Origin of the sequence: Clostridium sp. FP2, assembly GCF_011065955.2 — a bacterium.
GTDB lineage: Bacteria > Bacillota > Clostridia > Clostridiales > Clostridiaceae > Clostridium_AD > Clostridium_AD tagluense.
In genome coordinates this window covers 3284539-3307070 of record NZ_JAAMNI020000001.1, presented here as the reverse complement: position 1 = coordinate 3307070, position 22532 = coordinate 3284539, and the positions used below count along the sequence as shown (strand labels likewise).

Below are 22532 nucleotides of genomic sequence, written 5' to 3'. Positions count from 1 at the left end.
ATTTATTAGGTTTGGCGGAGTAAATTGAATAATAAACTTGATAAATATGGCTAAGGTGCATAGAATAAAAAATATTTAAATAAAATTCCTAAAAGGAGCAATGATTAATGAAGTGCGATATAAAATTACAGGACCTTGAGAACCAGCTAGGACTAAATTTTAGGGATAAGGAGTTATTAAAAACCGCAATAACCCATAGTTCCTTTGCAAATCAGAAAAAAAAAGTTGAATTTAATGAAAGACTTGAGTTTCTCGGAGATTCAGTGTTACAACTTATTATATCCGAATACTTATACACTAATTTCACTGAAAAGTATGAAGGATATCTAACTAAAATTAGGTCCCTAATTGTTTGCGAAAATTCACTGTGTGATATTGCAAGTGGATGGAACCTTGGAATGTATATGAACATGAGCAAAGGTGAAGAAATTACTGGTGGCAGAAATAGGGTTTCAATATTGGCTGATTGCGTTGAAGCAGTAATAGCTGCTGTATACTTAGACTCCGGAATAGAATATTCAAAGACTTTTATACTTACTAACTTTAAAGCAACTATTGATAAAGCGATTAGTAATGAGATAGTTTTGGATTACAAGACTAAGCTTCAGGAAATATTACAGCAAAATGGAGAAGTTCATATTTGCTATGAACTTGTAAAATTTGAAGGACCACCGCATAAAAGAAAATTTTTTGTTGACGTATTAATAAATGGTTCTGTAAGTGGATCAGGTCAAGGGCTTAGTAAAAAAGAAGCAGAGCAAAATGCAGCCAAAGAAGTTATGATAAGTCGGGAGGATATGCATGAGTAATTTGCATTACATTATTCCAATTTTCGTTCCACATGAAGGCTGTCCACATGATTGTGTGTTCTGTAATCAAAATAGCATAACAGGAACAAAATCAAAAGTTGATGCAGCTTATGTGGAGAAAACAGTAAATGAATATTTAAAAACAATAAACAATGATGAAGCTATTATTGAGGTATCATTTTTTGGAGGAACTTTTACAGCTATAAAAACAGAAAAGCAGATAGAACTTCTAACTGTTGCGAAGAAGTTTAAAGATAGTAACAAAATAAAATTCATTAGGTTATCTACAAGACCAGATTATATTGACGATAGTGTACTCCGTATACTTAAACAATACACTGTAGATATTATAGAACTAGGAGTGCAGTCCATGGACGAGGAAGTGCTATTAAAATCAGGCAGAGGGCATACTGCAAAAGATGTAGAGCTTGCTTCAAAACTTATAAAGGAATATGGTTTTATCTTAGGGCATCAAATTATGATAGGTCTGCCAGGAGATAAAATAAACAAAGATATAGATACAGCTAAAGGTGTTATTGCTCTTAAGCCGGATATTTGTAGAATATATCCGGCGCTTGTAATTAAAGATACGCCTATGGAAAAAATGTATGAAAATCAAACATTCAAACCTTATTCATTAAGTGAGGCAGTAAATATAAGCAAAATAATTTACATTATGATGATGGCAAACAAAATAAATGTTATTAGAATAGGATTGCAGCCCACTGAAGAAATCTCAGAGGGTAATGATTTAGTTGCAGGACCATTTCATCCCGCATTTAGAGAGTTGGTTGAAGGCAGTATATATAATGATATACTATATGATGTTATAATGAATAATGTTAAAAATGATCACACTGTTAATAAGGTTTTAGTTAAAATAAATCCAAAAGACATTTCAAAACTTTACGCTAATGGTAAAAGCTTTTTTTATGACATAAAGAAACAAATAGCTACAATTTTAATAGAAGTATTTCAAGATATCACTATAGAACGTGGAAGTATTAGAGTATGCATAGGAGAAAAATGTATTAATATGACCATATATGAATATGCACATGCAAAATATAAAAAAGGATTTTAATTTACTGTATAGAATATATTACCTATAGTACTTGTAACAAGGAATTTAGTAGGGGGTAATATATGATGGAAGTATTAAAGGTGTCGGCAAATTCACAACCTAAATCAGTAGCAGGAGCATTAGCAGCAGCACTAAGGGGAAATTCAATTGCGCAGTTACAAGCTGTAGGTGCGGGGGCCGTTAATCAAGCTGTAAAAGCTATTGCAATTACAAGGGGGTTTGTTGCACCCAATGGTATGGACTTAGTAGTAGTTCCAGCTTTTGTGGAAATAAGCATAGATGGAGAAAAAAGGACAGCTATAAAATTCATAGTTGAACCAAGATAAGAAAACCGTGCATGCACGGTTTTCTTAATTTATTGTTAGTCTAGCAATTGATATTTTCATGTAAATGCTATAGACTATATAATAGGATAATTTTGAATTATACATATAAGCTCTAACAGTTAGCACATTAAATAAAGGATATATTACGATTACTAAATTTGTAGTAATATATACTTTTATTTTTTATATTAAAGGTATTACAAAATAAAAATATGAGGTGAATTATGAATAAGAAAAAAAGAGATAAGTATACAAAGGTAATGATTTATGCAGTGGTTATAATTTTTACATTAAGTTTTGTACTACCCGTGTTATTTAGGTAAAATAGGAGAGTGTTATCGTGTTTTTAAAATCTATTGAAATAAGAGGATTTAAATCCTTTGCAGATAAAACAGAATTAACATTTAAGAAGGGTATTACAGCGGTGGTAGGACCTAATGGTAGTGGTAAAAGCAATATTTCTGATGCTGTTAGATGGGTTCTTGGAGAACAAAGTGTAAGAAATCTAAGAGGAGATAAGATGGAGGACGTTATATTCGCAGGCACACAGTTTAGGAAACCTGTTAGCCTTGCACAGGTTGCCTTGACACTAGATAATAGTGATTGCGAATTGGATATTGATTATTCCAATGTCACCATCTCTAGAAGATTATATCGCTCTGGAGAAAGTGAATATTTAATAAACAATACATCTTGTAGATTAAAAGATGTTCAACAACTTTTTATGGATACAGGCATAGGAAAAGAAGGATACTCTATTATTGGTCAAGGTAAAATTGATGCTATATTAAGTGGAAAAACTGAAGAAAGAAGAAAATTATTTGAAGAGGCTGCAGGAATTGTGAAGTTTAAGAGCAGAAAAGAAGAAGCGGAAAAGAGATTAGACATCACCAAGCAGAATCTTATTAGAATAGAAGATATATTAAGTACTTATGAAGAAAGATTAGAACCATTAATGAATGAAAGTGAAAAGGCAAAGAAATTTTTAAAATTTTTCGAACAATTAAAAAGTAAAGAAGTTAGCATAATAATTGATTCTATAAATAAAGTTGAAAAAAAAATTAAAATAACGCAAGAAGAATGTTCTAGATTAAAGCTAGAAGTTATAAAAATTACAGGTGAAAAAAACCAGTTAAAGCAGGATGTTGAATACTGGAATAGTGAATTTGAAAAGTTTGACAATAAGAATCGGGAAGAAAAGCAACTATATTATAACAATAAGTTAATTTACCAAAATAGTATTTCAGAAATAAATATTTTAAATGAGAGAATAGAAAATTTGGTAAAACTAATCAATAAGACATCAAAGGACAGCGATGGCATTAATGAAAAACTGTCAGATTTTAAACTTAATCTACATGGAATAGAGAATTCTTTAAGTAATATAAAAAACACTCAAATAGAAATAGAAGAAAAAATTCAATCTGAGGAAATAAAAATTAAGATTATCGAAAAAAATATAGAAGTTGAAAATACTGAGGCTAAATCTCTTAAGGAAGAAGAACAAAAAAGCATTGAGAAAACCATTTTATTTACTAATAGATTATTAATTTTAAATAATAATATAGATAGTGCTAAAAAAAGGATAGCTTTTTTGAAAAGTAATATTGAAGATTTTAGTAATTTAATACAAGTTAATGCAACTACAAAAATAATGTTTCAGAGCCAAATGGAAGAATTTAAAGAGAAAATACTCAATTATGAGGGTATACTCCTGGAAAACAAGCAAAAGATTAGTAAACTTCAAAAAGATTTAAATAACCATGAAATAACTATGAAAAATTGTAATTTTAAAATAAATAAAAATGAAGCTAATTTTAATGTGCTAAATGCTTTAGAAAAGAAGCATGAAGGGTATAATAAATCAGTAAAAAATTTAATGCAGCATATTAGTGAAGGTAAAGTAGGCAATATTAATGAATGCTTTGTACTTGGAGAAGTTATAAAAGTTGAAAAAAACTTAGAAGTAGCTATAGAAATTGCTTTAGGTGGAACAATATCACACATGATAACTAAAGATGAAATTGTGGCAAAACTATTAATTACATATTTGAAGGTAAATAATCTTGGACGTGCAACATTTTTGCCTTTAAACATTATTAAAGGTAAAAAGCTCACAATTGATATTGAAACTAAAAATAATCCTGGTTTTGTTGGAATTGCTAGCGAACTAATAGGCTATGATGAAAAGTTTAGTGAAGTAATTTCTTTTATACTTGGTAGAACAATTATATGTAAAGATATGGACTCAGCTCTAAACATTTCTAAAAAAAATAATTATAGATATAAAATAGTGACATTATCAGGAGAGGTTATAAACCTTGGTGGATCATTAACTGGTGGAAGTGTATATTCAAAAACCTCAAGTATAATTGGACGAAAAAGGGAACTACAAGAACTGGCTAAAGATTTAAATATCTTAAAAGGTGAATCACTTATCTATTTAGAAAAAATTAAACAAAATAAATCTGAAATTTTAAGGTTAGAACAAGAAAATACAAACTTAAAGGATAATATTCATTTAGAAAATATTGAAAAAACAAAAATGGAAGCTAGAATAAATACAATAGAAGATGAAACAAATAGGCTTAAAAATAATATGAGGAATTTAAACACTGAAAAATTGTCAGAAGAGAGTAAACTAAAAAATGACAATAGTGAAGTGGAAGAAAAGAATATGTCTGTTTGTAAATTGACACGTTCAAAAGATGAAATACAGCAAAAACGAAGTGCGGCTTTTTTAAAATTAAAAGATAGATTACAAGAAATTGAAAATATAAAAGCATCTATTATTGATGCTAAGATAAAAAAAGCTGGAGTCGACGAAACAATACGTAATAAGGTTTCTGAAATTCAAAGGTTAAATGAGGAAATGTTAGTATACAATAAAAAAATAATAATATGTTCTAAAGAAATACAAGAAGCAATGGAAAATAAGAATATAAGTGAAGATGAAATAAAAAGTGGTGAAGAAAAAGCAAGTGAAATAAAGGCAACATTAGAAAATATGGAAAAAAACTTTGAAGAGAGTGAAATTCAAAGAATTAAAATTAAAGAAAAAATAAAAATAAGTCTGGAACAGTTAGAGAATGTTTCGCAAATCCTAGAAAAAAGCGAGAAAGATTCCTATAAAAGTGAGTTGATTCTTGAGAAAATAGGTACGGAAAAGGATAATTACTATCAAAAATTGAATGAAGACTTTGAATTAACCTATGCAGAAGCGTTAGAATTTAAAAATGAAATTGATGATATTGATAAGCTTAAAAAAGAAATTTTAATACTAAAAGGGAATATATCCATGCTGGGAAAAGTTAATGTAGGCGCTATTGAGGAGTATAAAGAAGTAAAAGAGAAATTTACTTTTATGGATGTGCAAAAACAAGACTTAGTGTTATCTAAAGATGAATTATTAACGGTAATATGTGAAATGACCAAAAAAATGAAAGAGATATTTGCAGAAAACTTTGATATATTAAGGCAAAATTTTCACGAAACCTTTGTAGAATTGTTTAAAGGCGGAAGTGCGGATTTAATACTTACAGAAGGTGATGAACTTACAGCTAAAATTGATATTAACGTACAACCACCAGGAAAAAAACTCCAAAACATAAGTTTAATGTCTGGTGGGGAGAAAGTGCTATCCGCCATTGCATTATTATTTGCTATTTTAAAGATGAAACCAACGCCCTTTTGCATTTTAGATGAAATTGAGGCAGCTCTTGACGATGCAAACGTAGTTAGATATGCAGAGTTTTTAACGAAATTCTCTGATAATGTTCAGTTCATTATAATAACTCACAGAAAAGGAACCATGGAAGCTAGTGATGTAATGTATGGGGTTACCATGGAGGAAAAGGGAGTATCAAAAATAGTGTCTGTGGATTTTAACAAGTAAAAAGTAGCAAAGTTATAATAAATGTAAGACTAAAAGGAGGACTAAAAATGTTCGGAGGATTTTTTGACAAACTAAAAGATGGTCTAACTAAAACTAGAAATAGCATAACTGAAAAAGTTAGTGAAGTGTTAAACTTAGCCATTAGAATTGATGATGAATTATATGAGGAACTAGAAGAAATATTAATAACAGCAGATATAGGTGCAGAGACTTCTATTTATGTTATTGAGAAACTTAAAAAAAAGGTAAAGGAAAATAAAATAAAAGATCCAACAGAGATTAGACCTTGTTTAAAAGAAGTTTTAATTGAATTATTAGGGGAAGATGAGAATTCAATAAACCCTAAAAATTTACCAAAGGTAATGCTCATAATTGGTGTTAATGGTGTTGGAAAAACTACTTCTATTGGAAAAATCGCCGCAGCACTAAAAGCTGAAAAATATAAAGTTCTCATTGCAGCAGCAGATACATTCAGAGCAGCAGCAATTGACCAGTTAGAGGTTTGGAGTAGTAGAGCTTCTGTGGAACTTATAAAACATCAAGAGGGCTCGGATCCGGCTGCTGTAGTTTTTGATGCTGTTCAAGCAGCAAAAGCAAGAAAAGTTGATGTGCTTATTTGTGATACTGCAGGTAGACTTCATAATAAAAAAAATCTTATGGATGAACTGGCAAAAATAAATAGGGTAATTCAGAGGGAGTATAGTGAGGCTAATATGGAAACTTTATTAGTTCTTGATGCTACAACTGGTCAAAATGGTGTAGAACAAGCTAAACAATTTATGGCGATATGTCCTATAGATGGGATAATACTAACTAAATTGGATGGTACCGCTAAAGGCGGTGTTGTAATATCAATAAAAAAACAACTTAATATACCTGTAAAATATATAGGCGTTGGTGAAGGTATAGATGATTTGCAAGAGTTTAATTCAAGAGATTTTGTAGAGGCACTGTTTTAAAATGAATACTTTTTAGGTTAATTTATAAAAATATTAAACTGTTAAGTAAAACTACTTGACAGGGTCTTTGAATTCTGATATTATATGACTTGTGAGCAGGGTGATTAAATGGAAAAAAGATTTGAAATTTCCCTATTATTTGATTTTTATGGTGAGTTGCTTACTGAAAAGCAAAGAGATATAATGGATTTATATTTTAATAATGATTTGTCTCTATCAGAAATAGCCGAGATAAACAATACTAGTAGGCAGGCTACTCATGATACAATTAAAACATGTGAAAAAGTGCTTTTAGTATATGAAGAGAAATTAAAATTATTAAATAAAGACCATAAACTAAAAGAAACTTTAAAAAACATTATATTAGAATTAGATAATTTACAAATTGATATAAAAGATGAAAAAATGAATCAGCTTATATATGATATAAAAGCTCAGATTAGTGAAAACATTTAGGAGGTTTATTATGGCTTTTGAAGGATTATCTTCTAAGTTACAAGATACCATAAAAAAATTAAAAGGTAAGGGTAAGCTTTCCGAAAAAGATATTAAAGAAGCTATGAGAGAAGTAAAATTAGCATTGCTTGAGGCAGATGTTAATTATAAAGTAGTTAAGGATTTTGTGAAAAATGTTAGTGAAAAGTGTTTAGGTAATGGAGTGTTAGAAAGCTTAACACCTGGGCAACAGGTTATCAAAATTGTTAATGATGAGTTAACTAATTTAATGGGTAATGCAGAAAGTAAATTAGAGTTTTCTGTAAATGGATTAACAGTAATAATGCTGGTAGGTCTTCAAGGTGCTGGTAAAACTACAATGGGTGGAAAACTTGCTCTTTCATTGAAGAAGAAAAACAAAAAACCACTATTAGTTGCCTGCGATGTATATAGACCAGCTGCAATTAAACAATTGCAGGTAGTAGGAAAGCAAATTGATATTCCGGTATTTACTATGGGAGATAAGGTTAGTCCTGTAGATATAGCAAAAGCGTCCTTAGCATTTGCCAAGGATAATGGTAATAATGTAGTTATAATAGATACAGCAGGAAGACTTCATATAGATGAAAATTTAATGGAAGAACTTCAAAATATAAAATCCAGTGTGCAGCCAAGTGAAATAATGCTTGTTGTAGATTCTATGACAGGACAAGATGCAGTTAATGTAGCAGAAAGTTTTAACTCGCAGCTAGATATAACTGGAGTGATTTTGACTAAATTAGATGGAGATACAAGAGGTGGAGCGGCGTTATCTATTAAAGCAATGACTGGCAAATCTATAAAATTTGTTGGTGTTGGTGAAAAAATGAATGATTTAGAAGTTTTTTACCCAGATAGAATGGCATCAAGGATACTTGGTATGGGTGATGTACTTTCATTAATAGAAAAGGCACAGCAAGCTATAAATGAAGATGAAGCAAAAGAACTTGGAAATAGAATGCTTTCTCAAGAATTTAATTTAGATGACTATTTAGCAATGATACAGCAGATGAAAAAGCTTGGACCATTAAACAAGATACTTGAAATGATGCCAGGTGCTAATAAAAAAGAATTGCAGGGTTTAGATTTGTCCAAAAGCGAAAAGGACATGGGAAAAGTTGAAGCTATTATAAAATCAATGACTTCATCAGAAAGAAAACATCCTAGTATGATTAGTAGCTCTTCTTCTAGAAAAAAGAGAATTGCAAATGGGTCAGGAACTTTGGTACAACAGGTAAATAAGTTGTTGAAGGATTTTGAAATGGCGAAGAAAATGATGAAGCAAGCAAAAGGATTCCAAAAGCCTGGTAAAAAAGGTTTATTTGGTAAAATGCCTTTTTAATAAAAAAACTTTGGTAGTGAATAAATTTAAGGAGGTGATATACATGGCAGTTAAAATAAGATTAAAAAGAATGGGTGCTAAACATGCTCCATTTTATAGAGTAGTAGTTGCAGATTCAAGAGCACCTAGAGATGGAAGATTTATCGAAGAAATAGGATACTATAACCCAACAACAGAGCCAACAACTATTAAAATTGATGTTGAAAAAGCAGCTAGTTGGATTAAGAATGGTGCACAACCTTCTGATACAGTTAAAAGATTACTTAAAAAAATAGCAGTCAACTAGAAAAGTTTGTAAGTAATGAATGGAGGAGTTTTCCATGAAACAGTTACTTGAAGTATTGGCAAAGTCTTTAGTTGATAAACCAGAAATGGTAGTAGTAAACGAAGTAGCACATGAGCATACAGTAGTTCTTGAATTATCTGTTGCTCATGAGGATATGGGGAAAGTTATAGGAAAACAAGGTAGAATAGCTAAAGCTATTAGAACTGTTGTAAAGGCAGCTGCTGTTAAAGAAAATAAAAAAGTAGTTGTTGAAATAAAGTAAGAGTTGGGTTCTGCCTAACTCTTATTTTAATTAAATATTGGGGTTTATCTACAAGGAAAATTTAAATAAATAATTTTTATTGTTAAAATTATAGTTATTCATATAAGCAATATTGAAAGGAGGGTTTTAAATGAAAGATTTTATGAGTGTAGGTCAGATTGGTAAAACACATGGATTAAAAGGTGAAGTTAAAGTTTTTTCACTAACAGATTCGCTTGAAAGATTTAAAAAATTAAAAAGTGTGTATATTGATGGGGAAATTAGAAAAGTTGAAGGTTGTAAACTTCAAGCAGATAAAGCAATACTAAAAATTGAAGGTATAGACAGCATAGAACAGGCAGAATTATATAGAAACAAGTATTTGATGATTAGTCGTGAAGATGCTATTAAACTTCCGGAGGGTAGCTATTATGTAGCTGACCTTATAGATTGCAGTGTTTATGACTCAGAGGGAGAAGAACTAGGAAAAGTATTTGATGTTCTTCATACTCCAGGTAATGATGTATATTGGGTTAAGGGAAATAAAGAAGTGCTTATTCCAGTACTTAAGGATATCGTAATTAGTATAGATATTGATAAACGCGAGATAATAATTAAGCCAGTGAATGAATGGCAAGAATGAAAATAGATATTTTAACTCTATTTCCTGAAATGTTTGAAATTTTCAACCAAAGTATCATTGGAAGAGCCATAGAGAAAAATATACTGGATATTACACCTCATAATATTAGGGATTATGCCTTAAATAAGCACAAAAAAGTAGATGATTACCCTTATGGTGGTGGAGCAGGAATGGTAATGCAAGCTCAACCACTAGTTGATAGTATTAAGGATGTTAAATTGCATAATGCTGGAAAGGTAATATTTTTGGGGCCAAGAGGGGTTACATTTACTCAAGAAATTGCAAAGCAGCTATGCGAGGAAAGTGAATTGATATTCATATGTGGTCATTACGAAGGTATTGATGAGCGAACCTATGATTATATAGATATGGAGCTATCTCTGGGCGATTATGTTTTGACAGGTGGAGAAATGGCATGTATTCCTATAGTGGATAGCATTTGTAGGTTAATTCCAGGGGTATTATCTAGTAGTGAGAGCTATACAGAAGAATCTTTTTATGATGGAGTATTAGAATATCCTCAATATACAAGACCGGAATCTTTTGAGGGCATTCTGGTACCACAGGTATTGACCTCAGGACATCATGAAAACGTACGAAAGTGGAGAAGAGTGCAGTCACTTTTAATAACTAAAGAAAAAAGGCCTGATATGTTTGAAAAGCTTAAACTTACCAAGGAAGATAAAAAACTATTAAGTGTAGAATTAGAAAAAAAGTAGTATAAGCAACAAAGATTTATTTGAAATAAAATAAATAATATCATATATATGGGTATAAAAAATATTTTTATGTTGATATATATATATATATATGATAAAATGTAGCTTGTGCTAGTACGGACGGTCCTCTGCCCATATTATAATGAGTATGAACGTCACAATAAAATTTTAGGAGGGAATGCACATGTTAGAAATTATAAGAGAAATAGAAGCAGAACAAATTAGAACAGACTTACCGAAATTTGGTGCAGGTGATACTGTTAAAGTTCACATCAAAATCAGTGAAGGTAACAAAGAAAGAATTCAAGTATTTGAAGGAACTGTTCTTAAAAGACAAAATGGCGGTTTAAGAGAAACTTTCACAGTAAGAAGAGTAGCATCTGGTGTTGGTGTTGAAAAAACATTCCCAGTAAACGCTCCAGTTATTGAGAAAATTGAAATCGTAAGATTAGGTAAAGTTAGAAGAGCTAAACTATTCTACTTAAGAGATAGAGTTGGTAAGGCTGCAAAAGTTAAAGAAAGAATGAGATAAAATTGGGGGCTGCAGAGTCCCTTTTTATTTTTAAGCTACTTTAAGAAGGAAGAGCCTTTATAAGGCTTTATCCATTAAATAGTATGGAAAGGATTTGATAAGCATGAGTATGACCATAAATTGGTTTCCAGGTCATATGGCGAAAACAAGAAGACAAATTCAAGAGAGTTTAAAACTTGTTGATGCTGTAATAGAAATTAGAGATGCAAGAATAGTTAAATCAAGTGCCAATCCACAAATTGATGAGATTTGTAAAGATAAGCCCAGAGTCATTTTATTAAACAAAAGTGATTTAGCTGAAGATAAAGTAACTAAAGAATGGATTAAAAATCTTACAACTGATACTGTAAAACCATTGGCTGTAAATAGTATTACAGGTGAAGGATTAAAAAGTATAAAGCCTATTCTTGATGAATTATTAAAAGAAAAACAAGATAGACAGAGAAAAAAAGGATTAGTTAATATAGTTACTAGAGTTATGGTAGTTGGCATACCTAATGTTGGTAAATCTTCTTTTATAAATAAGTTGGCCAAAAACAATATTGCTAAAACTGGCGATAGACCAGGGGTTACTAAAAGTAAGCAATGGATAAAAACTAGCTTAGGCATAGAACTAATGGATACTCCAGGAGTATTATGGCCTAGATTTGAAGATGAAGAAGTTGGGCTTAATTTAGCATTTACAGGGGCTATAAAAGATGAAATTATGGATATTGAGGAATTAGCCCTTAGATTAATTGAAAGACTTCAGACCAATAATTCACAAAGATTAATGGAAAGATATAAACTTTCAGAAATCATGGAGAATCCACTAGATAATATGGATAACATAGGGAAAAAAAGAGGAGCTGTAATTTCTGGGGGTAACATTGACTATAATAGGATAGCGGTTATGCTTTTAGATGAATTTAGAGGCGGAAAATTAGGTGCTATATCTCTAGAAAGAGTAAAATAAGTTTAAAATATTTTATAAGGATAATCACATTTAATTTTAAATTTATTAAATATACAACTTTCTGTTTAAAAGTAGATTACGAGCATTAATTGCTATCTACTTGTAAAAATAACGGAAGGTTGTCTTTTTTTTAGGATTAATTACGATAAGTTAATATTTCAGCTTGGAAGAAGATAGACAGCTGCGCATGTCATGATTTAAGGAGAAAATGTAATGGAGTTTAATATTGATTTTTCAAACATGAGCTATAGTGAAATACATAATTATGTATTAAAAATTGAAAACGATATCAATAGAGAAAGTATAATAAAAATGTTATTACAAGACGGTAGGAAAACCGTTCAAAAACTAGGTGACAAAATGTATAAAAGCATTGAGTTAAAAGAAAAGGAAATTCAGCGAGTAAAAAAAATGTACGAATTCGATAAAAATTTTGGAAACTATAAATACATTGCTGGGGTTGATGAAGTGGGACGAGGTCCTCTAGCTGGACCTATAGTAGCAGCGGCTGTAATATTAGATTTAAAGGCAAATGAGTCCAGTGATTTAATCCTAAGAGCAAACGATTCTAAAAAATTATCAATAGCTTGCAGAAAAGAACTATCATATATTATTAAAGAAAAAGCCTTAGCCTATAAAATTATTGCTATTGATAATAAAATTATTGATGAAAAGGGTGTTGGATTTTGTAATAATCAAGTGTTTTTAGACTGCTGTGAGGAGATTTCTATTGTGCCTGATTTAGTTTTATCTGATGGATACAAAATAAAAAACTTTTCTAGTTTAAATGAGTTTGTGATAAAAGGAGATACTAAAAGTATAAGTATCGCTTGTGCTTCTATAATTGCAAAAGTATACAGAGATGAACTGATGCTAAAGTATCATGAGGAGTACCCCAATTATGGTTTTGACAGAAATGTTGGATACGGTACACAGGAACATGTGCTTGCAATAAAAAAATATGGAACTACTCCAATACATAGAAAAAGTTTTTTGAGAAACATACTAGAAAATAATAATTAACGAAAAATTTACAAAGGTACTTTTAAATTACAAAAGTGCCTTTGTTTTTTTGCCTAAAATCCCAATTGAAAAGCATCCTGGATATGATTAACTAAAAAATTATTATTATCATGATTCAGTAAGACTTCTATAACATCAAATCTAAAATTATAGTCAATAATATTTTTTCTTAAAATATATACCTCGGCTGTTTTATGAATTTTATGCTGCTTTGAAAAAGTGACTGATTCAGCGGGTACACCAAAATTCGTTGCATATCTAGTTTTGACTTCTATAAAACAAATGTAACCTTTATTTGTGGCTATTAGGTCTATTTCACCACATTTACATCTGAAATTTTTTTCTAAAATTCTATATCCTAAATTTTTTAAGTAATTTTCTGATATACCTTCACCAAGTGATCCGATATCTTTATTGAAAGCCTTCATGAATAAAACACCCTTCCATAAGCTTATTAATTTGTATACTAATAATTATGTACATAAAATTAAAAATTAATGTAAATTTAATTTAATATTAAGTTTACTGAATTTTATTTTGTCAATAATTATGTAATAACAAATAATAAGGGTGAAGGTGATAATATGGCAATACAAATTATGTCTGCTGCATTTACAGGAATTAAAGGGGTTTTAGTTACCGTTGAGATTGATATTACTCGCGGACTCCCTGCGCTAAACATTGTTGGTCTCGCAGATGTTTCGGTTAAAGAATCAAAAGAAAGAGTACGCTCTGCAATACTAAATTCAGGCTTTGATTTTCCAGTAAATAGAATAACTATAAATTTAGCACCAGCGGACCTAAAAAAAGAAGGTTCTCTATTTGATTTACCAATAGCTATAGGTATCCTACTAGCAACTAAACAAATAATAGTTAATGATATTAATGATTATCTTTTTATAGGGGAATTATCACTATCAGGTGGACTTAAAAAAGTAAGAGGATCATTACCGGTAGTCATGGAGGGCATAGAAAATAAAATTGAAAAGTTTATAGTTCCGACGAACAATGCAAAAGAATGTAGTCTTGTTAAAACTGCAAAGATATTTCCTTTAGATAATTTAAAGCAAGTAGTGGATTTTTTGAATTATAAGGATTTAATGCCTTATAAGCAGTGCAGGGATCTAGAGATATTAATTAATGAAGAGTTAGATTATGAGGATGTTATGGGGCAAGAGAGTTCAAAACGTGCCATTGAAGTAGCTGCGGCTGGAGGTCATAATTTGCTTATGTATGGGCCGCCAGGTTCTGGAAAATCAATGATGGCAAAGAGGATTCCCACTATATTACCATCCCTAAGTCAGGAGGAGTCACTGGAGGTTACTAAAATTTATAGTGTTTCTGGAAAGCTTGATGGTAATTGTGGCATCATTCTGCAAAGACCTTTTAGAAATCCCCATCATACTATATCACGGATTGCTTTAGTTGGTGGTGGAAATAAAATAATACCTGGAGAAATATCTTTAGCACATAAAGGGGTATTGTTTTTAGATGAAATATTAGAGTTTAAGAAGAGTGTAATAGAAATATTAAGGCAACCGCTAGAGGAGAGAAAAATCACTATTTCAAGGCATAACGGAACTGTTGAATACCCATCAAATTTTATGTTTGTAAGTGCTTTAAATCCATGCCCTTGCGGATATTACGGCTCTTATGAAAAGCAGTGTAGTTGTAGTGATTATGAAAGACGAAGGTATTTGAGTAAACTGAGTGGACCCTTACTGGACCGCATTGATATTTTTACAGCAGTGAATCTTCTGCCCTATAATAAAATAGCGAGTTCAGCGAATAGCGAAAAATCTGTGATTATAAAAAAAAGAGTTGAAGCAGCAAGAAAAATCCAAGAAAAAAGATTTGGCCAGGATGTAATTCATTGTAATGCAGAAATGGGTCAAAAACTAATTAAAAAATACTGTCATTTAGATAATAGTGTTAGTAAAATCATGGAACTTATGTATGATAAATTCAATCTAAGTTCAAGGGCTTATTCTAGAATTCTTAAGGTAGCTAGGACTATTGCAGATTTGGATAGCAGTAAAAATATTTTAGATATACATATCATTGAAGCTATGCAATACAGAAAATTTATAGATGAGAGAATAATTTAATTAATAAAAAATTAATATACTGGAGGTATAATGATATGAATGATTATGATATATGGTTTTCACTAGCTAAATTAGCCCCTAAAGTTAAGCTGAAATTAATAAATGATTTCCATGACACAGAAAAAATATGGTATTATAGTGTACGTAGCAAAAAAACAGAATATTTTAAAAATAATTTAATGGATATACTAAATAATGCCTGGAATGAAATTGAAATTGCTAATATAAAAACGAGCTTAGAAATAAATGAAATAAAATCAATATCCTATCACGAAGATAAATATCCTAAGAAATTAAAAAATTATGAGGATGCACCATTTGCATTATTTTATAAAGGGAACATAACGCCCATAAATGAAGGATATAATATTTCTATAGTGGGAGCAAGGAAGTATTCAAATTACGGAAAGGATGTTACTAAAATTATATGCAAAGATTTATGTGCCAATAATATTAATATTATTAGTGGAATGGCTAGGGGAATTGATACTTTTGCTCATGAGAGCTGTTTGGATAATGAAGGTTATACTTGTGCAGTTTTGGGCTCGGGCCTTGATATAGTGTACCCTAAAGAAAACTTTAAAATTTTCAATAAAATAGTCCAAAAAGGCTGCGTTATTTCAGAATTTTTACCGGGAACACCGCCATATGCCTACAATTTTCCACTAAGGAATAGAATAATAAGCGCTCTAAGTGATATTATTATAGTAATAGAGGCTGGTGAGAAAAGTGGGTCCCTAATTACAGCAAATTTAGCTCTTGAGCAAGGTAAGGATGTTATGGCTGTTCCGGGGTCTATATTTTCAGCGGAAAGTAAAGGAACAAACAAATTAATTAAAGATGGAGCATTCCCATTGACATCCGCAAATGATATATTTAATTTAATTGGAATAGAAATGAAAAATCAAAATGAGACCACTGTAAGGTCTTTTAATAGTGAAATTCATAGTGGAGTATATAGCATTATAAATGATACTCCGTTACATATTAACGATATTATTAGAATAACTAACATTGACATAAAACAATTATATGAGGTATTATTTGAAATGCAGATTAAAAATGAAATATTATGTTTATCAGGAAACTATTATGTAAGAGTAAACAACAAAATATAAGTTAAAGATATAATACATTGATGGAGGGGATAAGATGGGACAAAAACTTGTTATAGTTGAGTCACCAGCAAAAGCTAAAACTATAAAAAAATATTTAGGTAGTAATTATATAGTTGAGGCGTCCATGGGACATGTTAGAGATTTGCCAAAGAGTCAATTAGGGGTTGATACAGAAAATAATTATCAACCTAAATATATAACTATTCGTGGTAAAGGTGAACTACTTGATAAATTAAGAAAAGAAGCAAAAAAATGTGACAAAATTTACTTGGCTACTGACCCTGATAGAGAAGGTGAAGCTATAGCTTGGCATCTAGCAAAAGCCTTGAAGATAGATGACAAAGAAAAATGCAGAATAGAATTTAATGAGATAACAAAAACAGCTGTTAAAAATGCCATAAAAACTCCAAGAGTAATAAATGCAACTCTAGTAGATGCGCAACAAGCAAGGCGTATACTGGATAGATTAGTTGGATATGAAATTAGTCCTATACTTTGGAGAAAAGTTAAATGGGGACTTAGCGCTGGGCGTGTTCAATCAGTTACGCTTAAAATAATCTGTGACAGACAAAAGGAAATAGAAAAATTCATCACTAAAGAGTATTGGAGCATAGAATGTCAGCTCTTTAAGGACGGAGATAAACAGAAGCTAAATGTTAAATTAACTTCTAAGGGTGGAGAAAAAATTGAAATAAATTCTAAAGAAGAAAGCGAGATTATTATTAATTCACTTAATGAAAAAGAGTTTATTGTAAGCAAGATAAAAAGATTATCTAAAAGTAAAAATCCACTACCACCATTTACAACAAGTACCCTTCAACAAGATGCATACAGAAAACTTAATTTTGCAACTAAAAGAACTATGTCTATTGCGCAAGAATTGTATGAAGGCATGGAGATAGAAGGACATGGGACAGTAGGACTAATTACATATATGAGAACTGATTCCACTAGAATATCTGAAGAAGCCCAAATAAATGCAAAAGACTTTATTTGTAGTAAGTATGGGGAGCAATACTATCCCGGCACTCCTAGAATATTTAAAAGTAAAAAAAATATACAAGATGCTCATGAAGCTATTAGACCTTCTTATGTTGAAATAACTCCAGAAATAGCGAAAAAAACTCTAAAAGCTCCACAATATAAGCTGTATACAATGATTTGGAATAGATATGTATCAAGCCAAATGGCATCATGTTTACTTGACACTATTTCTATAGACATTATTAACGGAGAATATATGCTTAAGGCATCAGGTTCTAAAGTAGCCTTTGATGGATTTAGAAAAATTTATAATGAAGAGCTTGAAGAAGAAGAAAATAATTTGAAAATTTCAGAATTGAATGAAGATGATATTCTACAAAGTGAAAAAACTGAAGGGAAACAGCATTTTACGCAACCACCTGCAAAATATTCAGAGGCATCTCTAGTGAAATCATTAGAAGAAAATGGTATAGGCAGACCGAGTACTTATGCACCAATTATTACAACTCTCCTAAACAGGAGATATGTAGAAAAAGATAAAAAAACATTGGAAGTAACAGAACTGGGGCATATAGTAAATAACATTGTAAGTGAATATTTCAAACAAATAGTGGATATTGAATTTACAGCACAAATGGAGAATAATTTAGATTTTATAGAAGAAGGACAAGAAAAGTGGCAAAATATAGTTGATGAATTTTTTACACCACTGAAAAAAGATATTGAAATTGCTGAAAAAGAGATAGCTAAAATTACCATTGAGGATGAAGTTACAGAGGTAGAATGTGATAAATGTGGTAAGTTCATGGTAATAAAACATGGGAGATTTGGAGATTTTTTGGCATGTCCTGGGTATCCAGAGTGCAAAAACACAAAAGCAATTACTAAAGAGTTAGAAGTTCCTTGCCCTAAATGTGGAGGGAAAATTTTAGAACGAAGAAGTAAGAAGGGCACTAAATTCTACGGATGTAGTAATTATCCAGAGTGTGATTTTGTAAGTTGGTTTGAACCCACTGAAATAAAATGTTCTGTGTGTGGGGTGTATATGTTAAAAAGGTATAGCAAAACTAAAGGGGAATATTTGGAATGCTCAAATAAAGAATGTAAGCACAAGGAATACAAAGTAGAGGAGAATACCGAAGAAAATGCCGAAGAAAAGTAAAATCGAGGTAAAATCACCAGATTTTTTAATAAATTTATAAATATTATGTCGAAATTTATGAAAACACTGTTGATATAGAATGAATACTATGATATTATTAAATAGAGAAGGAACGATTCTAAAAATTTAAAATATTTTGATTTCTATCTATTCAGAAGTAGTTTTTGAAAAAGTTGCTTTATGAGTTGGGTTAAATAATATAGATTGTGTTTTATAACATAAACGAGGAGGAATATTGTGTCACTATTAGCTAAAACAAGAATGTTAAATAAAATATTGCAAAAATCAGGAACAGAGCCTGTAGTTTTTGATGATATTTGTAATTTGCTAAGCGATGTACTGCAGTGTAGTGTGTATATTATTAGCAGAAGAGGGAAAATACTTGGTTATAATTTATCAAGCGGATATGAATGTGATATTATGAAAGATGAAATTATAAAAAATATGAGGTTCCCAGAAAATTATAATAATAGTTTACTTAATATCAATGAAACAAGAGAAAATCTTACTAACAAAAAAAACTGTGTATTCGAAGATAGTAAGGAATGTGCAATAGAAAACAAAATAACAACAATTGTACCAATAAACGGAAATAGAGAAAGGCTAGGTACTCTTTTACTTGCAAGATTTGATAAAGATTTTACAGATGAAGATTTAGTTTTAGTTGAATATAGTGCTACTATAGTTGGTCTTGAAATTTTGAGATCGAAAAATGATTTGATAGAGGAAGAAGCAAGGAAGAAAGCTGTAGTACAACTTGCTATTGGAACTTTATCCTATTCAGAACTTGAGGCTGTACAACATATTTTTAACGAATTAGATGGTACTGAAGGATTGCTAGTAGCATCCAGAATAGCAGATAAAGTTGGAATAACGAGATCTGTTATAGTCAATGCACTTAGAAAATTTGAAAGTGCAGGAGTAATAGAATCAAGATCACTTGGAATGAAGGGTACTCATATTAAAATTTTAAATGATAAACTAATGGACGAACTTAAAAAAATAAAATAAATTGAGTCAGGGCAATGAGGCCCTGACCCAATTTTTTTTTGTTTTTTAAAGTATAAATATGTATTAAATGAGCATTTTAATAAATGTATTATTTTTTAATTCTATTAAAAATCCTTTAGTCTATTAAAAGTTTTTAGTTTTATTGAAAATTTTTATTGAATAGATATTTAGCATGTGATACAATAAGTCCGTGAGAAAATACACACATTGCTTGATTATGGAAGGGTGCCAACATTTGGTCTTCAATAAGATGATAGTAATGGAGGTAAAAACCAAGGAGGTTACTATTAATGGCAGTTATTTCAATGAAACAATTATTAGAGGCAGGTGTTCATTTTGGACATCAAACTAGAAGATGGAACCCTAAGATGGCTCCGTACATATTTACAGAAAGAAACGGAATATACATTATCGATTTACAAAAAACAGTTAGAAAAATCGATGAGGCATATGACTTTATTAAATCTGTATCTGAAGAAGGTAAGGATATCCTATTCGTAGGAACAAAAAAACAAGCTCAAGAAGCTATTAAATTTGAAGCTATAAGATCAGGAATGCATTTTGTAAACAATAGATGGTTAGGCGGAATGTTAACAAACTTCAAAACAATTAAAACAAGAATACAAAGATTAGAAGAATTATATAAAATTGAAGAAGATGGAGTTTTTGAAGTTCTTCCTAAAAAAGAAGTTAGTAAACTTTTAAATGAAAGAGAAAAACTAGAAAAGAATTTAGGCGGAATCAGAAGTATGGATGCGAGTAAAATTGGAGCTCTATTTATCGTAGACCCAAGAAAAGAAAAAAATGCAATCTCTGAAGCTAAAATTCTTGGAATTCCTGTAGTTGCTATAGTTGACACTAACTGTGATCCAGATGAAGTTGATTATGTAATTCCAGGTAATGATGATGCTATAAGAGCAGTTAAATTAATAACTGAAAGATTAGCTGATGCTATTATAGAAGGAAGACAAGGCGAACAATTAGCTGAATAATAGTAGCTATATTTATATAATAAGAATAGTGGCTATATTTATCTAAAACATAATTATGAAATAACATTTGAGGGGTAGGTGGAAGTTAATTCTTTCATTTACCTTTTAAGTTAGATAGGAATAGGAGGAAATAAATAATGATTACTGCAAGCATGGTTAAAGAGTTAAGAGAAAGAACTGGGGCTGGAATGATGGATTGTAAAAGAGCTCTAAGTGAAACAGAGGGTGATATGGATAAAGCCATTGAACTTTTAAGAGAAAAAGGGTTAGCAGCAGCAGCTAAAAAAGCTGGAAGAATAGCTGCGGAAGGATTAGTATGTACATCTATTTCAGAAGATATGAAGGCTGGATCTATTGTAGAAGTTAACTGTGAAACAGATTTCGTTGCTGATAATGAAGATTTTGTTACTGTAGCAAAAAACGTAGCAATTCAAGCAGCACAAACTTCTTCAACTACTATTGATGAATTTGTTTCAGAAAAATACATAGCTGATCAAGCAATTACTATTAATGATGCTGTTACAGCACTAATAGCAAAATTGGGCGAGAACATGTCTGTGAGAAGATTTCAAAAGTTTGCTATTGAAAAAGGTATAGTTCAAAGCTATATACATGGTGGCGGAAGAATAGGAGTTTTAGTAGAACTAGCTTGCGAAAAACAAGATGACGTGTTAATTCAGATTGCTAAAGATGTTGCAATGCAAATAGCAGCTGCTAGTCCACTATTCTTAGATAATACATGTGTTGATCATGAAACTTTAGAAAAAGAAAAAGAAATATACAGGGTTCAAGCTTTAAACGAAGGAAAACCAGAAAAAATCGTTGAAAAAATGGTTATGGGTAGAGTCAATAAATATTATAAAGAAGTTTGTTTACTTGAACAAGTTTGGGTTAAAAACGCTGACTATACTATTACGAAATATCTTCAAGAAGAATCTGCAAAACTTGGTGCTGAAATAAAGATAACAAGATTTGTAAGATTTGAAAGAGGCGAAGGAATAGAAAAGAAAGAAGAAAACTTTGCTGAAGAAGTTCAAAGACAAGTGCAAGGTAAATAATAATTAAAGGGAACACTGCGTGTTCTCTTTTTTAAAATAAGTAATACTTTAAATTTGGAGGTGTAATGTTTATGGAGGTTGCTAAGTATAAAAGAATTATGTTAAAGATTTCCGGAGAAGCACTAGCCGGCGTGCAGGGATTTGGAATAGACTTTGATACTACAAATGATATAGCACTTCAAATAAAAGAATTGGTAAAACTGGGTGTTGAAATAGGAATAGTTGTTGGTGGTGGAAATATATGGCGTGGTAGAAGTGGAGAAGGTATGGACAGAACTACTGCAGATTATATGGGGATGATGGCAACTTGCATCAATGCATTAGCGCTTCAAGATTCACTAGAAAATCTAGGCGTTAATACTAGAGTGCAAACTGCCATTGAAATGAAAGAAGTAGCAGAACCATTTATAAGAAGAAGAGCAATGAGACATTTGGAAAAAGGTAGAGTTGTTATATTCGCAGCTGGTACAGGTAATCCATATTTTTCAACTGATACAACAGCAGCACTCAGAGCAGCAGAAATAGAAGCTGAAGTAATTTTGCTTGCTAAAAAAGTTGATGGTGTTTACGATAAGGATCCACATATTTATAAGGATGCTGTGAAGTTTGAGGAGCTAAGTTATATTAATGTGCTTGAAAAAGGACTTCAAGTTATGGATTCTACTGCTACATCATTATGTATGGATAACAATATACCTATATTAGTCTTTGGACTTGATAAACCAGAAAATATAAAAAGAGCAGTTTTAGGAGAAAAAATTGGTACTTTAGTAACTGCTTCTATTAAAGAATAACAATAATATGGAGGGAA

General features: G+C 30.8%; 22 protein-coding genes. 21 read left to right on the top strand and 1 reads right to left on the bottom strand.

The window, feature by feature from the left end; translation table 11 throughout:
* The first annotated feature begins 107 nt into the window (after positions 1–107).
* From rnc to G9F71_RS15815, 14 genes are all read left to right on the top strand, one after another.
* Positions 108–809 (top strand): ribonuclease III, encoded by a 702-nt coding sequence (gene rnc, locus G9F71_RS15880; protein ID WP_164950168.1) that lies wholly within the window; start codon positions 108–110, stop codon positions 807–809.
* Positions 802–1893 (top strand): elongator complex protein 3, encoded by a 1092-nt coding sequence (locus G9F71_RS15875; RefSeq protein WP_164950169.1) that lies wholly within the window; start codon positions 802–804, stop codon positions 1891–1893. Before rnc ends, G9F71_RS15875 begins: the two co-directional genes overlap by 8 nt.
* A gap of 65 nt (positions 1894–1958) precedes the next feature.
* Positions 1959–2219, top strand: a complete 261-nt coding sequence (locus G9F71_RS15870) for a stage V sporulation protein S (protein ID WP_124999335.1) — start codon at positions 1959–1961, stop codon at positions 2217–2219.
* Between the two features lie 340 nt (positions 2220–2559).
* On the top strand, positions 2560–6114 hold the full coding sequence (gene smc, locus G9F71_RS15865; protein ID WP_164950170.1) for a chromosome segregation protein SMC: 3555 nt from the start codon (positions 2560–2562) through the stop codon (positions 6112–6114).
* A gap of 47 nt (positions 6115–6161) precedes the next feature.
* Positions 6162–7073 carry a signal recognition particle-docking protein FtsY gene (gene ftsY, locus G9F71_RS15860; protein ID WP_164944210.1) on the top strand — a complete coding sequence of 304 codons (912 nt, stop codon included), beginning with the start codon at positions 6162–6164 and terminating at the stop codon, positions 7071–7073.
* 108 nt (positions 7074–7181) lie between these two features.
* Positions 7182–7529, top strand: a complete 348-nt coding sequence (locus G9F71_RS15855; RefSeq protein WP_164944209.1) for a putative DNA-binding protein — start codon at positions 7182–7184, stop codon at positions 7527–7529.
* A gap of 10 nt (positions 7530–7539) precedes the next feature.
* Entirely contained in the window at positions 7540–8889 is a 1350-nt protein-coding gene (ffh, locus tag G9F71_RS15850) for a signal recognition particle protein (RefSeq protein ID WP_124999035.1), read from the top strand.
* A 43-nt stretch (positions 8890–8932) separates the two neighbouring features.
* Positions 8933–9175 (top strand): 30S ribosomal protein S16, encoded by a 243-nt coding sequence (rpsP, locus tag G9F71_RS15845; protein WP_124999037.1) that lies wholly within the window; start codon positions 8933–8935, stop codon positions 9173–9175.
* A 34-nt stretch (positions 9176–9209) separates the two neighbouring features.
* Complete coding sequence (locus G9F71_RS15840; RefSeq protein ID WP_124999039.1) at positions 9210–9437, top strand: KH domain-containing protein; 228 nt, start codon at positions 9210–9212, stop codon at positions 9435–9437.
* A 130-nt stretch (positions 9438–9567) separates the two neighbouring features.
* On the top strand, positions 9568–10059 hold the full coding sequence (rimM, locus tag G9F71_RS15835; RefSeq protein WP_164950171.1) for a ribosome maturation factor RimM: 492 nt from the start codon (positions 9568–9570) through the stop codon (positions 10057–10059).
* Positions 10056–10778: a tRNA (guanosine(37)-N1)-methyltransferase TrmD gene (trmD, locus tag G9F71_RS15830; RefSeq protein ID WP_124999337.1), complete on the top strand. Its 723-nt coding sequence runs from the start codon at positions 10056–10058 to the stop codon at positions 10776–10778. The genes rimM and trmD overlap by 4 nt, the downstream gene beginning before the upstream one ends.
* A 184-nt stretch (positions 10779–10962) precedes the next feature.
* Positions 10963–11310 carry a 50S ribosomal protein L19 gene (gene rplS / locus G9F71_RS15825; protein WP_164944377.1) on the top strand — a complete coding sequence of 116 codons (348 nt, stop codon included), beginning with the start codon at positions 10963–10965 and terminating at the stop codon, positions 11308–11310.
* A gap of 109 nt (positions 11311–11419) precedes the next feature.
* The gene (gene ylqF, locus G9F71_RS15820) at positions 11420–12265 is read left to right on the top strand and encodes a ribosome biogenesis GTPase YlqF (protein WP_164950280.1); all 846 of its coding nucleotides are present in this window, start codon (positions 11420–11422) and stop codon (positions 12263–12265) included.
* A gap of 240 nt (positions 12266–12505) precedes the next feature.
* Entirely contained in the window at positions 12506–13288 is a 783-nt protein-coding gene (locus G9F71_RS15815) for a ribonuclease HII (protein ID WP_372481070.1), read from the top strand.
* Positions 13289–13341: 53 nt separating this feature from the next.
* On the opposite strand, the gene G9F71_RS15810 is transcribed toward G9F71_RS15815, so the two are convergent.
* Positions 13342–13716, bottom strand: coding sequence for a YraN family protein (locus tag G9F71_RS15810; protein ID WP_164950173.1), 375 nt, complete (start codon positions 13714–13716; stop codon positions 13342–13344).
* Between the two features lie 156 nt (positions 13717–13872).
* Here G9F71_RS15810 and G9F71_RS15805 point away from each other — a divergent pair, with 156 nt between their 5' ends.
* The 7 genes from G9F71_RS15805 to pyrH all read left to right on the top strand — a co-directional run bounded on the left by G9F71_RS15805 (position 13873) and on the right by pyrH (position 22515).
* A complete protein-coding gene (locus tag G9F71_RS15805; RefSeq protein WP_164950174.1) occupies positions 13873–15396 on the top strand; it encodes a YifB family Mg chelatase-like AAA ATPase in 1524 nt (507 codons plus the stop codon).
* 35 nt (positions 15397–15431) lie between these two features.
* Positions 15432–16514 carry a DNA-processing protein DprA gene (gene dprA, locus G9F71_RS15800; protein ID WP_164950175.1) on the top strand — a complete coding sequence of 361 codons (1083 nt, stop codon included), beginning with the start codon at positions 15432–15434 and terminating at the stop codon, positions 16512–16514.
* 34 nt (positions 16515–16548) lie between these two features.
* Entirely contained in the window at positions 16549–18660 is a 2112-nt protein-coding gene (gene topA / locus G9F71_RS15795) for a type I DNA topoisomerase (protein WP_164950176.1), read from the top strand.
* Between the two features lie 234 nt (positions 18661–18894).
* Positions 18895–19671 (top strand): GTP-sensing pleiotropic transcriptional regulator CodY, encoded by a 777-nt coding sequence (codY, locus tag G9F71_RS15790; protein WP_164944376.1) that lies wholly within the window; start codon positions 18895–18897, stop codon positions 19669–19671.
* Between the two features lie 290 nt (positions 19672–19961).
* Positions 19962–20663 (top strand): 30S ribosomal protein S2, encoded by a 702-nt coding sequence (gene rpsB, locus G9F71_RS15785; protein WP_164944199.1) that lies wholly within the window; start codon positions 19962–19964, stop codon positions 20661–20663.
* Between the two features lie 137 nt (positions 20664–20800).
* Positions 20801–21721, top strand: a complete 921-nt coding sequence (tsf, locus tag G9F71_RS15780; protein ID WP_164950177.1) for a translation elongation factor Ts — start codon at positions 20801–20803, stop codon at positions 21719–21721.
* A gap of 71 nt (positions 21722–21792) precedes the next feature.
* Complete coding sequence (gene pyrH / locus G9F71_RS15775) at positions 21793–22515, top strand: UMP kinase (protein ID WP_164950178.1); 723 nt, start codon at positions 21793–21795, stop codon at positions 22513–22515.
* Positions 22516–22532 lie beyond the last annotated feature (17 nt).

What these genes read in the sequence shown, in the direction of transcription:
- rnc (WP_164950168.1), top strand. Translation starts at nt 108, where the DNA reads ATGAAGTGCGATATAAAATTACAGGACCTTGAGAACCAGCTAGGACTA.
- G9F71_RS15875 (WP_164950169.1), top strand. Translation starts at nt 802, where the DNA reads ATGAGTAATTTGCATTACATTATTCCAATTTTCGTTCCACATGAAGGC.
- G9F71_RS15870 (WP_124999335.1), top strand. Translation starts at nt 1,959, where the DNA reads ATGGAAGTATTAAAGGTGTCGGCAAATTCACAACCTAAATCAGTAGCA.
- ftsY (WP_164944210.1), top strand. Translation starts at nt 6,162, where the DNA reads ATGTTCGGAGGATTTTTTGACAAACTAAAAGATGGTCTAACTAAAACT.
- G9F71_RS15855 (WP_164944209.1), top strand. Translation starts at nt 7,182, where the DNA reads ATGGAAAAAAGATTTGAAATTTCCCTATTATTTGATTTTTATGGTGAG.
- ffh (WP_124999035.1), top strand. Translation starts at nt 7,540, where the DNA reads ATGGCTTTTGAAGGATTATCTTCTAAGTTACAAGATACCATAAAAAAA.
- rpsP (WP_124999037.1), top strand. Translation starts at nt 8,933, where the DNA reads ATGGCAGTTAAAATAAGATTAAAAAGAATGGGTGCTAAACATGCTCCA.
- G9F71_RS15840 (WP_124999039.1), top strand. Translation starts at nt 9,210, where the DNA reads ATGAAACAGTTACTTGAAGTATTGGCAAAGTCTTTAGTTGATAAACCA.
- rimM (WP_164950171.1), top strand. Translation starts at nt 9,568, where the DNA reads ATGAAAGATTTTATGAGTGTAGGTCAGATTGGTAAAACACATGGATTA.
- trmD (WP_124999337.1), top strand. Translation starts at nt 10,056, where the DNA reads ATGAAAATAGATATTTTAACTCTATTTCCTGAAATGTTTGAAATTTTC.
- rplS (WP_164944377.1), top strand. Translation starts at nt 10,963, where the DNA reads ATGTTAGAAATTATAAGAGAAATAGAAGCAGAACAAATTAGAACAGAC.
- ylqF (WP_164950280.1), top strand. Translation starts at nt 11,420, where the DNA reads ATGACCATAAATTGGTTTCCAGGTCATATGGCGAAAACAAGAAGACAA.
- G9F71_RS15815 (WP_372481070.1), top strand. Translation starts at nt 12,506, where the DNA reads ATGAGCTATAGTGAAATACATAATTATGTATTAAAAATTGAAAACGAT.
- G9F71_RS15810 (WP_164950173.1), bottom strand. Translation starts at nt 13,716, where the DNA reads ATGAAGGCTTTCAATAAAGATATCGGATCACTTGGTGAAGGTATATCA.
- G9F71_RS15805 (WP_164950174.1), top strand. Translation starts at nt 13,873, where the DNA reads ATGGCAATACAAATTATGTCTGCTGCATTTACAGGAATTAAAGGGGTT.
- dprA (WP_164950175.1), top strand. Translation starts at nt 15,432, where the DNA reads ATGAATGATTATGATATATGGTTTTCACTAGCTAAATTAGCCCCTAAA.
- topA (WP_164950176.1), top strand. Translation starts at nt 16,549, where the DNA reads ATGGGACAAAAACTTGTTATAGTTGAGTCACCAGCAAAAGCTAAAACT.
- rpsB (WP_164944199.1), top strand. Translation starts at nt 19,962, where the DNA reads ATGGCAGTTATTTCAATGAAACAATTATTAGAGGCAGGTGTTCATTTT.
- tsf (WP_164950177.1), top strand. Translation starts at nt 20,801, where the DNA reads ATGATTACTGCAAGCATGGTTAAAGAGTTAAGAGAAAGAACTGGGGCT.
- pyrH (WP_164950178.1), top strand. Translation starts at nt 21,793, where the DNA reads ATGGAGGTTGCTAAGTATAAAAGAATTATGTTAAAGATTTCCGGAGAA.